Here is a 13,062-nt window from a genome sequence, read left to right on the forward strand (position 1 = left end):
GGTCTTCATTTGTCGTTATACTTAATTAAAAATACAAGATAAAAGGAGTTCTACTCTTATGATAGATATGTACTTATATGATGATGAAGAACAAAGCCAAGTACAGTTTGTAGGCTTTGTAGGTGAACATAGCCGTTATGATTTAATGCTCGTTCAAACAGATCGTCATTACGGTAAGACACTTGTGCTAAATATGCAAACAAACAAATTCGGTATTATCGGGACAGATGATATTGAAGAAGAAGGATATATCGCGCATATTTTAGGTGTGAGTCAAGAAGAAAGTGATGAAATCATTGAATATCTTAATCAAGTCATTCAATAATTACTATTTTAAAAGCTGTGAAAAAATCTCTTCTCTTAGATTTCTTCACAGCTCATTTTATTAATTCTATAGTTACTCATCTTGGTGCTTAACTTCCTGAATGGTAGGTTTAATTTTAACATCATGTAATTTATCTTCAGAATCAGACAAAATAACATCCTCTTCATCATGATTTAATTGTTGTACCTCTTTGTTAGATAAATGACGTAATACAAAATAAGGACAACCGAAATTGCAATATTCTAATATATAATCTTGAATACTCGAAAAACGTTTCGAGATTTCAGCTTTTTTATTCGTATCCTTATAAAAACCTTTTAATCGTAGCTGATCATATCCAAAATCCCCTACAATAAAATCATACTTATCTAATATATCTGAATATCTCGATGCAAATAATTCTTCATCAAAGCATGATCTATATTCTTCAATGATTTCAAAATATTGTTGACCTATCTTTATCATAATTTGTCACCTTTAACTCGTATAATAAAAACTTAGATTACACAATTCAATTTAAAATGTGCAACCTAAGTCTCTAAAAACTTAATCTAAACCGTTTAATTGTTCAAATTAATTTTGTTGTAATTTTTCTTCACCTAGACGGTGTTTTTCTTTAGCCGCTTCATTTACTTGTTCGTCGGCATGATAAGAACTACGTACCATTGGGCCAGCTTCACAGTGTTTGAAACCTTTGTCCATAGCTACTTTTCTTAATTTACCAAATTCTAATGGTGTATAGTATTTTTCAACTTTTAAATGCTTACGTGATGGTTGTAAATATTGACCAATTGTTAAAATGTCTACATCATTTGCACGAAGATCATCCATTGTTTCATAAATCTCTTCAATCGTTTCTCCTAAACCAACCATTAAGCTTGATTTAGTAGGAATATCTGGTTGCAATTCTTTAGAACGACGTAAGAACTCTAATGTTCTTTCATATGTTGCACGTGCACGAACTCTTGGAGTTAAACGACGTACTGTTTCGATATTATGGTTTAAGATATCAGGTTTAGAAGCCATTAATGTTTCAAGTGCTTCATAGTCACCACCCATGTCTGATGGTAAGATTTCAATTGTTGTGAATGGATTACGTTCACGTACTTTACGTACAGTTTCTGCATATACGTTAGAACCTGCATCTCTTAAGTCATCACGTGCAACTGCAGTGATAACAACGTGTTTTAAATTCATTAACTCAACTGATTCTGCAACACGTTCTGGTTCATTTAAGTCTAATTCATTAGGTAAGCCAGTTTTAACTGCACAGAAACGACATGCTCTTGTACATACTGCACCTAAAATCATAAATGTAGCAGTTCGTCTAGCTCCCCAACATTCATGTATATTTGGACACTTTGCTTCTTCGCAAACAGTGTGTAAGTTCTTTTCACGCATCATCTTCTTGAGGCCAATATAGTTTTCGTTCGTGTTAAGCTTAATTTTCAACCAATCTGGTTTACGTAAGATTTCTTCATTTTTAGTAGCCATAACCACGTATACCCTCCTGTATAATCTATCTTTTCCTATTATAACGAAATTTACATTAAATTAAAACGTAATAAACCATAAATTTCAACCTTGTATTTAATTCCATTATATACATAAATCTATTTGTGTTATTCTATTGCAGTCTCAATAACTTATCTTTAAAGATATCTCTAAGGAACTGAGGCATAATATAATCAATTGACTTCCCTTTCAATATAGGGAAATATCTACCAAACGTATACATATCAACTGTTCCTAAAGTGTATATTTTATCATCAACTATCTCTTCACCATTAACAAAGAATCTATTTTCTGACTGGATAAAACCGCAATTATATAAAATATAGCCTCCAAATATATCTCCTCTAAAACCTAGTCCTTGAGCATGTTCATGCATATATTCTTGCTTTTGACTTTTTTCAATTACTTTTTTCAATTCACTACCTGTCAAACGTACGCGCACTAGATTAATTGGATGTGGCAACATTTTATGAATATCATATTCCGTTAGTCTATCCGCTTCAATTCCTTTTACAATTAAACCAGCATTTATGATAGTACAATCTGTATTAGTAAATTCAAATACACTTTCAGCTAATAAATAAGTCGTTTTAGTAATGACATCTGTTTTACTACTTAAGTTGATAGGATAATCAATCACCGGTTCACTCATCAATGCCTTTCCTTCTGACTCATAATCTGTTTCAACCATAGGTAATGTTTCAACCGGATAAATAATCGCTTCTTTACTAACAACCTTTTTATTTTCAATAGTTAAATTAACTTCACCTAAATAATAACCATATTTACCGGCAGCTGCCATAAGTACGCCATTATTCATTTCACCCTCATCAAAATGATGGTGTGTATGACTCCCAAGAATCACATCAATTTCAGGAATCTCTTGGCATAACTTTTCATCAAAAAAGATGCCTACATGACTCATCACAATAAGTACATCATAATTACCCTGTTTATTAGCGATTTCATCTTTAATCGCTTCTAAAGGATCCGTTACAATCCAATCAAGCGCTCTGTAAAATGGTGTGAAAGGTGCTGTTGCAGCCACAAATAAAATACGTACGCCTTCAATTTCTTTAATACATGATGAGGCTATGTTATGAGGTAACTTCCCTTCCTCATCAATAACATTTGTACAAATGACGTTAAATGTCGCATTATTATATAAATTATTTAATGCTTCATGAGAGATGGTCATACCTTCATTATTACCTATCGTCGCAATATCGCACTCAGCCTCATTAAGCAAGTCGACATTCTTACGACCTATCGTTGCTTGAGTCACTGGTGCTGATAAATCCACATGGTCGCCTATATCTAAATAGAGTGAGGGATGTTGAAGTTGAGGTCTATGTTCTGCCATATAAGATGTAATACGTGCATATTCGTTTAAATGACTATGAATATCGTTCGTGTGAAAAATGGTTAACTTCACTTAAATTCCCCCTATATTTATTTAAAGAAAAGATTTAATAATTAAGTATACACCCATTATCAACATAACCGTACGTAATAGCGTTACAACAGTTTCAGATTTAATCGAGTGGTTAACACGAACGCCAATTTGGGCGCCAATATAACTTGAAATAATAAGAACTATAGAATATGACCATGCAACATGTCCTTGTAAAATGTGACCTATAGAACTCATAACACTTGAAAAGAAAATCATCATCATGCTTGTACCAACTGCAACGTGTGGTGGAAATCTGAACACAATCAACATTAGTGGCGTCATTAATGCGCCACCACCAATTCCGAATAGACCTGTTAAAATACCAATGAACAGTGTCGCAACAAATGCAAATAAAGGTGGTACGCTATAGTGATATGTCTTCCCTTCAGAATCAACATACGTTTTACGATATTTCTCTTTATCAAAAATCTTAAACGGTTTGATTTTATGTCTCACCATTAAAATAATTGAAACAATAATCATAAAAATACCGAAATATAAATTGAAAGACTCTAAAGTAAGATATCTACTTAAAAATGAACCTAACAATGAACCTGGTAATAATCCAAACAAGAAGATAGAGCCATTTTTAATATCTACCTGCTTCGTCTTTAAGTAGCCTAATGATGAAGATAAGCCTGTGACGATTAGAATCACCGATGATGTTCCTATCGCTATTTGTGGTGTAATACCATGTAAAACATCGTGTGTAACGCCCAAGTATACCAGTGTTGGAACAATAATGATCCCACCACCAATACCTACTAATGACCCTAAAATAGCAGAGAAAAGGCCAATAAGCACTAATAAAATAATTGTCACTAACATTATATTTCGCCTCTTAGAATAATTTTAATTGTTGCGGAGCTAAACCTGTGTATTCAATATCTAACATATCCTGATATGTTTTAGCGTTTTGAGCAGCATGCCCACCCGAGTTATTATTAAATACGACATAAACCTTTTTAGCTTTTTGTTCTATAATTCTAACTTTATTAGCTAAATCGGTAAGCTCTTCTTTGTTGTAGTTATATAAGTATCTCACATCACGCCACTCTTGGTCGGTCATGTCTTTTTTGGTCCAGCCTTGTCTGTTTCTTCCATGATAGCGTACAAAAGCCGTCTCAGTAGTAATACGATTAACTAGTGGTATTGAGCCTTCACGCACTTGTGGCTCATCTACTACTGAATGGATAATGTGATGCTCAGTTAAAAATGACAGCGTTTGTTCCTTAAATTGATCGTTAAACCATGATTGATGTCGAAACTCGACGCAAATCGGTATATCAGCCAATTGTTGACGAACATACAAGATATACTTGATATTTTGTGCTGTACAATCAAACCAAGGTGGAAATTGAACTAAGACCATAGCTAGTTTGTGATGATCTATAAGTGGTTGTAGCATTTGTTTGAATTGCTCGAATAATTCACTTCTTGTTTCTGCGTAATCTTTATAATCTGCATGTAGTGTAAGTGCTTGATGAATCTTCACTATAAATTCAAAACGATCAGGTGTTTCTTTAATCCATTTCATGATATTTCTTTCAGGTTGGATGGCGTAGTAAGATGCATCAAGTTCAACGATTGGAAAGTGACTAGCGTATGTTTGCAACTTATCCGATTGTCGTTCTAAATCCTCATATAAAGAATCGTGATCTCCCCATCCAGTAAGACCTATATTTATCATTTTTATCACCAGCTATATGATACCATATTCAATTTTATGATATCACTTGTTCTATATCATCTTTACATTATCTTATTATTTTCAGAAATGTTGCATTCTCATGCACACTCTATTTTTCCTAAAAATCATTGAATAACCGTCAATAATGTTTCTACTTGTTCAACAAGTCGATCCATCAATTGATTGACATGTTGTGACGTAGCTAAACGTGGCGATTGACCACTCCACATATGTGTCCATTCACGATGCCCTGTAGAAGCGGCTGTCTTTCTAATAGAATTAGTTAATTGATTTTGTACAGGATATGGCGGTATGTTCCCTTCGTATTGTTTCATCGTCTCTACAAATTCATTGTTGATACCGCGTGCTGATTTACCACTAAATACGTCAGTGACTACTGTATCAGTCTCTTTACTATGAAGCACTGCTTGTTTAACTAATTGATTTGCGCCACTTTCTTCAGTAGTTAAGAAAGCTGTTCCCATTTGTACACCTTGTGCACCTAGTATCTGACTCGCTAATATACCACGACCATCCATAACACCACCTGCAGCAACAACTGGTATCGATACATGATCAACTATCTGTGGTATTAAACTCATTGTTCCTATGAGCGGTTCACGCTGATTGTTGGTTGTTAAAAATGACCCCCTATGTCCACCTGCTTCACTGCCTTGAGCAACTACAATATCCATACCTGCATGCTCATTTGCAATTGCCTCATCTACAGTGGTAGCTGTACCAATTAAAGTAATTTTAGCACCTTTTAATTGTTCAATGATTTCTTTTGACGGGATACCAAAGGTGAAACAACATACTGGTACTCTATATTTAATCACAGTTTGAATTGCATTTTTAAATTGTTGTTCTTCAGAAATATTGACTACTGGCTCTTCAAGATTTAATGCCTTACGATAGGGCTTCAGCCAAGCATTCATATGTTCGACTTGTTCATTAGTGTATGATTGATGACTTGGTACAAACAAATTCACACCAAATGGTTGTGATGTTAGTCCTTGCACTTGTTGAATTTCTTGCGCTAACTTCTCTGTAGTAAAGTAGCCCGCTCCAATACAGCCTAAACCACCTTTATTACTTACTGTTGCAACAAGTTCCGCAGTTGTACTACCAGCCATACCTGCTTGAATAATAGGATATTGAATATTTAAAGATTGCGTTAGTTGATTGTTATACCACATTTAAAATCACCTTTTCTTTAATTTAGGGTAATTACTATGCGTATTTCACTTAAATAATTATTCAAAGTATTCCCTACTCCCATTTTCAGTAAACTTTGCTAATTTTTGAAAAAATAAAAGCAAGGCCTGAACTTATGTAAGTTAGCCTTACTTATAAAATGATGATTTGACAATAGTGCACTTGATAAATAGATAATTATTTAATTATGCAGACATCACATATTTATGTATGTCAAAAAGATATTTAAAATTAGGAAGTTTCTAAATTTGATACTTATCTAATTATTAATTTTTAAATCGAAATCAAAAACAAAAATTGCCATAAGCACAAAATCATTGGTCGAAATACTAGACCAGGAAATTTACCTCTTTTATTCCATAACACTACGTCAATAATGAAATAAATAGCAATTAACAAGGCCGAGATTAAAAACATAAAGCCTCCAAACCCTAACAAATTATCAGTAGTTTTGGTCAATTCTTGGGCCATCATCCATTCCTTATTATGTATAAATCTTACTTTAGCTGACCAAGCAACTATTAGAAAAGCGGCTCCAATTGAACCAGACCATGCAATTATATTAGCCGATTGCAATTCGTCTTTCATATCTTTCATTTCTTGCTTGGTAACTTTGTTAGTTTTACCGTGACCAGTTTTCACAAATTCTAATTTTGTTTTGAATGGCCGTTTTACCAAATAATGACTCGATAAATAACACATCAATAAAAAAGGAAGAAGTGTTACGACAAAGACCAAGTTGTAAGTATGAATATCTTCCCCTGTAAAATGTATTAACAATTCAAGTAATGATGAATAAATTAAGAATATTCCTAAATACCAAATCTTCTTTTTCTTTTGAATTTGTCTTAAACTGACCATTGCTATAAAGATTAAGCCAATTGAACCTAAAAATATAGCAAGATATTCAACAATGATAATCAACGAATACCAATTCGCATAAAAGTCAAACATTGTAAAGTCCTCTCACAACATGTATTTTGTTAAATCAATTACTTTTTTAATATTATATATAAATATATCATATTAAAATAAACAATTAATATAAATAAGTGTTAACTATTTAGAGATAAAAAAGCACCAAAGCATTCACTTAGTTGGAACACTTTGGTACTTATTATTGTTATTAAGAAAAAGTTGGTAATATAGGTTAAATTAACCGATAGAGCCTTCCATTTCGAATTTAATTAAACGGTTCATTTCTACTGCATATTCCATTGGTAATTCTTTAGTGAATGGTTCAATGAAGCCCATAACGATCATTTCTGTCGCTTCTTCTTCTGAAATACCACGGCTCATTAAGTAGAATAATTGTTCTTCTGATACTTTAGAAACTTTCGCTTCATGTTCTAATGAAATATTATCATTGAATACTTCATTATAAGGAATAGTATCTGAAGTAGATTCGTTATCTAAAATTAAAGTATCACATTCAATATTAGAACGTGCACCTTTCGCTTTACGTCCGAAGTGAACGATACCACGATAGATAACTTTACCACCATTTTTAGAAATAGATTTAGATACGATTGTTGAAGATGTGTTTGGTGCTTTATGAATCATTTTAGCACCAGCATCTTGTACTTGACCTTTACCAGCAAAGGCGATAGATAATGTACTACCTTTCGCACCTTCACCTAAAAGAACACAGTTTGGATATTTCATCGTTAACTTAGAACCTAAGTTACCGTCAACCCATTCCATGTTACCATTCTCATGAACAAACGTACGTTTTGTAACTAAGTTATAAACGTTGTTAGCCCAGTTTTGAATTGTAGTATAACGTACGTGTGCATCTTTATGAACGATGATTTCAACTACTGCTGAGTGTAATGAGCTTGTTGTATAAACAGGTGCAGTACAACCTTCAACGTAGTTTACTGAAGCACCTTCATCAGCAATAATTAATGTACGTTCGAATTGACCCATGTTCTCTGAGTTAATACGGAAGTATGCTTGTAATGGTGTATCTAATTTAACATTCTTAGGTACATAGATGAATGAACCACCTGACCATACTGCTGAGTTTAATGCTGCGAATTTGTTATCAGCTGCTGGAATAACAGAAGCAAAGTATTCTTTAAATAGGTCTTCGTTTTCACGTAAAGCACTATCTGTATCCTTAAAGATGATACCTTTTTCTTCTAATTCTTTTTCCATATTATGATATACAACTTCTGATTCATATTGAGCAGAAACACCTGCTAAATATTTTTGTTCAGCTTCTGGAATACCTAATTTATCAAATGTACGTTTAATTTCTTCAGGCACCTCGTCCCATGAACGTTCAGTATGCTCTGAAGGTTTAACGTAGTATGTGATGTCATCAAAGTTTAATTCTGATAAATCGCCACCCCATTGAGGCATTGGCATTTTGTAGAATAATTTTAAAGCTTTTAATCTGAAGTCAAGCATCCATTCAGGCTCTTCCTTCATTTTTGAAATTTCTCTAACGATATTTTCTGTTAAACCACGTTCTGATCTGAAAATGGAAACATCCTCATCGTGGAAACCATATTTATAATCTCCAACATCAGGTGCTTTTTTAGCCATTTCAATCACTCCTTAAATATATTTAAAACGACGTGCGTGAGATTTTTAATATTCATTATTGTCTATTGCCATTGTAACAATATGCAACCTTCATAAAAAGTTAAAAGTGTAAAAAGTTAAGGTTGGACTTTAGAAATTGCTATCTATCATCACTATAAAGTTTCACATACGACTACAGTTTACTCTTCTGTCGTACCTTCTGCTTTACCTTCTTTTTCAACTGTTCCTTTTTCAAGTGCTTTCCAGGCTAATGTTGCACACTTGATGCGCGCTGGAAATTGGGATACACCTTGTAGTGCTTCAATATCTCCCATTTCTTCAGTGATTTCATAGTCTTCACCAAGCATCATCTTAGTAAATTCTTGACTCATTTGCATTGCTTCACCTAGAGAATGACCTTTTACAGCTTCAGTCATCATAGATGCACTAGACATCGAAATAGAACAACCTTCTCCTTCGAATTTAGCATCATTAATAATGCCATCTTCAATATCAAACGTTAATCTAATACGGTCACCGCAAGTTGGATTGTTCATGTCTACAGTCATTGAGCCATTGTCCAAAACGCCTTTATTTCTAGGATTCTTATAATGATCCATAATTACAGATCGATAAAGTTGATCTAAATTATTAAAATTCATAAGAGAAAAACTCCTTCGTTTGTTTCAATGCTTCAACAAGTTGGTCTACATCTTCTTTAGTATTGTAAACATAGAAGCTTGCACGTGCAGTAGATGATACATTCAACCATTTCATTAACGGTTGTGCACAATGGTGTCCAGCTCTTACAGCAACACCTTCTGTATCTACTGCTGTAGCAACATCATGTGGATGGATATCAGCCAAATTAAATGTGATAACACCAGCACGACGTTCTTTTGGAGGGCCATAAATTTCAAGTCCTTCAATAGATGACATTTGTTCATAAGCGTATTCTGTCAATGCTTTTTCATGTTCATGAATAGCATCAAAGCCTAATTTCTCAATGTAACGAATGGCTTCACCTAAGCCAATTGCTTGAGCGATAATAGGTGTACCAGCTTCAAATTTAGTAGGTAAATCTGCCCATGTAGCGTCATATTTACTTACAAAGTCAATCATATCTCCACCAAATTCAACTGGTTCCATATCTTTTAATAAATCACGTTTACCATATAACACACCGATGCCAGTAGGTCCTAACATTTTATGACCACTGAAACTGAAGAAATCAGCGTCTAAATCTTGAACATCTATTTTCATGTGAGGTGCTGATTGTGCACCATCAACACTAATAATTGCACCATGCTCATGGGCAACTTTAGCGATTTCTTTGACATCATTAATTGTACCTAACACATTAGACACATGTGCTATTGCTACAATTTTAGTATTATCATTTATTGTCGCCTTAACATCCTCAAGTCTTAATTCGCCCTCATCTGTCATTGGAATGAATTTTAATGAGGCATTTTTACGTTTAGCTAATTGTTGCCATGGAACAATATTGGCATGGTGTTCCATTTCAGTAACAACTATTTCGTCGCCTTCTTCAACATTGGCATCTCCGTAACTGCGCGCAAAAATATTGATTGCTGCAGTTGTTCCTCTAGTAAAGATGACTTCTTCAAAGTATTTAGCGTTAATGAAACGTCTTACAGTCTCACGAGCACCTTCGTATCCGTCTGTAGCAAGTGAACCAAGTGTATGAACACCACGGTGTACATTTGAATTATAACGTTTATAATAATCATCCAATACGTTCAACACTTGAACAGGTGTTTGACTGGTAGCTGTAGAATCAAGGTATGCTAATCTTTTTCCATTAACTTTTTGATCTAATATTGGAAAATCTTTGATGATTTCCTCAACATTTAATGAAGTTTCGGCCACTTTTTTCACGACCTTTCTAATATTAAAAATCTCTTTTAGATTTATTGTTTATTTATTTACTTTAAGTTCAATTACTTCTCTTAATTGACGTTTAACGTCTTCAATTGGTAATTCACGTACTACAGGATCTAAGAAACCATGAATTACTAATCGTTCAGCTTCTTTTTGAGAAATACCACGACTCATTAAGTAGTAAAGTTGCTCAGGGTCAACTCGGCCAACAGACGCTGCGTGTCCTGCTTCTACATCATCTTCATCAATTAATAAGATTGGATTGGCATCGCCTCTCGCATTCTCAGAAAGCATTAAGACACGTGACTCTTGGTTAGCGATAGATTTTGTACCACCATGTTTAATATATCCAATACCATTAAATACAGATGATGCATTTTCACGCATAACGCCGTGTTTTAAGATGTAACCATTAGTTTCTTTACCGTATTGAACAATTTTAGATGTTAAGTTGATTTTTTGGTCACCTGTACCGACAACAACTGATTTAAGTTCGCTTGTTGAACGGTCACCAATTAAATTAGTTGTATTATCAATGATTTGACTACCTTCATTCATTAGACCTAATGCCCAATTGATTGATGCATCTGCTGCAGTAGTACCACGACGAATGATATGACCAGTAAATCCTTTATCTAAATAGTCAACTGAGCCATAAGTGATATTTGAATTAGCACCGGCAATAACTTCTGAAACAATATTTAATTGGTTACCTTCACCACTTGCAGTTGATAAATAGTTCTCAACATACGTTACTTCAGCACTTTCCTCAGTAACAATGATAACGTGGTTATAGAAACTAGCATTATCATCATCATGTAACACAACATATTGAATTGGATCTTCAACAACTACATTTTTAGGCACATAAACAAACACGCCACCATTAATTAAAGTTGTATGCAATGCAGTTAAACGATGTTCATCAACACTTACTGCATCTGTCATTAAATATTTTTGAACTAACTCCCCGTGATTAATTAAAGCTTCTGATAATCCTTCAATTATCACGCCATTTTTTTGTGCTTGATCTGATACTTGAGTATAAGCTAAAGCATTATTATGTTGAACAACTAAATTTTTAGTGTTTTCAACGTCTATAATTTTTTTAATAGCTTCTGGAAGCTCTGATAAATTATTGAAAGATTGACCTTCAACTTCATGTTGTATAAATGAATCAAAGTCCCATTTTCTTAATTTAGTTTTATCTGGTTTTGGCATTTCTAAAGTTTCTGTTAATTTCAACGCTTTTTGACGTAACTCAGTCATCCAAGAAGGTTCATTGTGCGCTTTAGAATAATCAACAAGTTGTTCTTCAGAAATGTTTAAAGTTTCAGTTGTCATAACTCTCTTTTCCTCCTACTTGATGAAAAATTTAACGACTGTAGATATTTCGTATACTTAAATGATTAAGTTTATACGATGTCTAAGTCTCACTTATTTAATCGTTGATATTAATGCAATGTTTCACATTAACACCATGTTTCTAGTTTCATCATTTAAAATAAACGATTGCTAGATTATTCTTTAGCACCGAATTCTTCTTTAACCCATTCATAACCTTCTTCTTCAAGACGTTTAGCTAGTTCAGGGCCTCCTGATTTAACTACTTTACCACCGTACATAACATGTACTTTGTCTGGTGTGATGTAGTTTAATAAACGTTGATAGTGTGTAATCATTAAAGCACCAAATTCTTCGCCACGCATTTCGTTGATACCTTTAGATACAACTTTTAATGCGTCAATGTCTAAACCTGAGTCGATTTCATCTAGGATGGCAAATTTTGGTTCTAACATCATTAATTGTAAGATTTCATTACGTTTTTTCTCACCGCCAGAGAAACCTTCATTTAAGTAACGTTGTGCCATATCTTTATCGATGTCTAGGAAATCCATTTCTTTATCTAATTTTTTGATAAATTGCATTAAGTTGATTTCCTGTCCTTCTTCACGTTTCGCGTTAATAGCTGAACGCATAAAGTCAGCATTTGTCACACCAGTAATTTCTGATGGATATTGCATTGCTAAGAACAGACCAGCTTTTGCTCTTTCATCAACTTCCAATTCTAAAATATTAACGCCATCTAGTAACACTTCACCTTGAGTTACTTCGTATGATGGATGCCCCATAATCGCTGATGATAATGTTGATTTACCAGTACCATTTGGTCCCATAATTGCATGTATTTCACCTGTATTAATAGTTAAATTAACACCTTTTAAAATTTCTTTATCTTCAATAGACACATGTAGGTCTTTAATTTCTAATGTTGATGACATTTATATTCCCTCCGTAAAATATAAAGTTTTCTTAACTAGTTTATAATAATTTTAATTTGTAGTCAAAAAGACTTTGTGTATTTTAATACACTTCATTATAACGTAAATAGCCCTTAATATAAACTTATTAAAACTCTAA

The 13,062-nt window shown here is 33.5% G+C and carries 13 protein-coding genes; 1 reads left to right on the forward strand and 12 read right to left on the reverse strand.

Features of this window, described 5'->3' with window-relative positions:
* Positions 1–58: 58 nt before the first annotated feature.
* Positions 59–325 carry a DUF3055 domain-containing protein gene (locus F1592_RS03920; protein WP_037548938.1) on the forward strand — a complete coding sequence of 89 codons (267 nt, stop codon included), beginning with the start codon at positions 59–61 and terminating at the stop codon, positions 323–325.
* A gap of 72 nt (positions 326–397) precedes the next feature.
* Here F1592_RS03920 and F1592_RS03925 read toward each other — a convergent pair whose 3' ends face one another.
* The 12 genes from F1592_RS03925 to sufC form a co-directional block, all read right to left on the reverse strand.
* Positions 398–790: a YutD family protein gene (locus F1592_RS03925; protein WP_011276293.1), complete on the reverse strand. Its 393-nt coding sequence runs from the start codon at positions 788–790 to the stop codon at positions 398–400.
* 108 nt (positions 791–898) lie between these two features.
* On the reverse strand, positions 899–1,819 hold the full coding sequence (lipA, locus tag F1592_RS03930; RefSeq protein WP_029376689.1) for a lipoyl synthase: 921 nt from the start codon (positions 1,817–1,819) through the stop codon (positions 899–901).
* A gap of 133 nt (positions 1,820–1,952) precedes the next feature.
* Entirely contained in the window at positions 1,953–3,275 is a 1,323-nt protein-coding gene (locus F1592_RS03935; RefSeq protein WP_053017944.1) for a bifunctional metallophosphatase/5'-nucleotidase, read from the reverse strand.
* A 21-nt stretch (positions 3,276–3,296) separates the two neighbouring features.
* A complete protein-coding gene (locus tag F1592_RS03940; RefSeq protein WP_053017943.1) occupies positions 3,297–4,124 on the reverse strand; it encodes a sulfite exporter TauE/SafE family protein in 828 nt (275 codons plus the stop codon).
* A gap of 13 nt (positions 4,125–4,137) precedes the next feature.
* A complete protein-coding gene (locus F1592_RS03945; protein ID WP_053017942.1) occupies positions 4,138–4,986 on the reverse strand; it encodes a DUF72 domain-containing protein in 849 nt (282 codons plus the stop codon).
* Between the two features lie 125 nt (positions 4,987–5,111).
* The gene (locus F1592_RS03950; protein ID WP_037537231.1) at positions 5,112–6,185 is read right to left on the reverse strand and encodes an NAD(P)H-dependent flavin oxidoreductase; all 1,074 of its coding nucleotides are present in this window, start codon (positions 6,183–6,185) and stop codon (positions 5,112–5,114) included.
* A 292-nt stretch (positions 6,186–6,477) separates the two neighbouring features.
* Positions 6,478–7,158, reverse strand: coding sequence for a hypothetical protein (locus tag F1592_RS03955; RefSeq protein WP_107609796.1), 681 nt, complete (start codon positions 7,156–7,158; stop codon positions 6,478–6,480).
* Between the two features lie 201 nt (positions 7,159–7,359).
* A complete protein-coding gene (sufB, locus tag F1592_RS03960) occupies positions 7,360–8,757 on the reverse strand; it encodes a Fe-S cluster assembly protein SufB (RefSeq protein ID WP_037537233.1) in 1,398 nt (465 codons plus the stop codon).
* 179 nt (positions 8,758–8,936) lie between these two features.
* Positions 8,937–9,398, reverse strand: a complete 462-nt coding sequence (gene sufU / locus F1592_RS03965) for a Fe-S cluster assembly sulfur transfer protein SufU (protein ID WP_037537234.1) — start codon at positions 9,396–9,398, stop codon at positions 8,937–8,939.
* Complete coding sequence (locus F1592_RS03970; protein WP_188294675.1) at positions 9,388–10,638, reverse strand: cysteine desulfurase; 1,251 nt, start codon at positions 10,636–10,638, stop codon at positions 9,388–9,390. The genes sufU and F1592_RS03970 overlap by 11 nt, the downstream gene beginning before the upstream one ends.
* 39 nt (positions 10,639–10,677) lie before the next feature.
* Positions 10,678–11,985: a Fe-S cluster assembly protein SufD gene (sufD, locus tag F1592_RS03975; protein ID WP_053017939.1), complete on the reverse strand. Its 1,308-nt coding sequence runs from the start codon at positions 11,983–11,985 to the stop codon at positions 10,678–10,680.
* 176 nt (positions 11,986–12,161) lie between these two features.
* Entirely contained in the window at positions 12,162–12,923 is a 762-nt protein-coding gene (sufC, locus tag F1592_RS03980; protein ID WP_011276304.1) for a Fe-S cluster assembly ATPase SufC, read from the reverse strand.
* Positions 12,924–13,062 lie beyond the last annotated feature (139 nt).

Origin of the sequence: Staphylococcus sp. GDX7P312P (genome assembly GCF_008385775.1) — a bacterium.
Lineage (GTDB): Bacteria > Bacillota > Bacilli > Staphylococcales > Staphylococcaceae > Staphylococcus > Staphylococcus haemolyticus.

Bases quoted from the DNA above. Each gene is read 5' to 3' on its own strand.
- sufU (WP_037537234.1), bottom strand. From the start codon at position 9,398: ATGAATTTTAATAATTTAGATCAACTTTATCGATCTGTAATTATGGAT.
- F1592_RS03955 (WP_107609796.1), bottom strand. From the start codon at position 7,158: ATGTTTGACTTTTATGCGAATTGGTATTCGTTGATTATCATTGTTGAA.
- sufD (WP_053017939.1), bottom strand. From the start codon at position 11,985: ATGACAACTGAAACTTTAAACATTTCTGAAGAACAACTTGTTGATTAT.
- F1592_RS03920 (WP_037548938.1), top strand. From the start codon at position 59: ATGATAGATATGTACTTATATGATGATGAAGAACAAAGCCAAGTACAG.
- F1592_RS03925 (WP_011276293.1), bottom strand. From the start codon at position 790: ATGATAAAGATAGGTCAACAATATTTTGAAATCATTGAAGAATATAGA.
- F1592_RS03950 (WP_037537231.1), bottom strand. From the start codon at position 6,185: ATGTGGTATAACAATCAACTAACGCAATCTTTAAATATTCAATATCCT.
- lipA (WP_029376689.1), bottom strand. From the start codon at position 1,819: ATGGCTACTAAAAATGAAGAAATCTTACGTAAACCAGATTGGTTGAAA.
- sufB (WP_037537233.1), bottom strand. From the start codon at position 8,757: ATGGCTAAAAAAGCACCTGATGTTGGAGATTATAAATATGGTTTCCAC.
- F1592_RS03945 (WP_053017942.1), bottom strand. From the start codon at position 4,986: ATGATAAATATAGGTCTTACTGGATGGGGAGATCACGATTCTTTATAT.
- F1592_RS03940 (WP_053017943.1), bottom strand. From the start codon at position 4,124: ATGTTAGTGACAATTATTTTATTAGTGCTTATTGGCCTTTTCTCTGCT.
- sufC (WP_011276304.1), bottom strand. From the start codon at position 12,923: ATGTCATCAACATTAGAAATTAAAGACCTACATGTGTCTATTGAAGAT.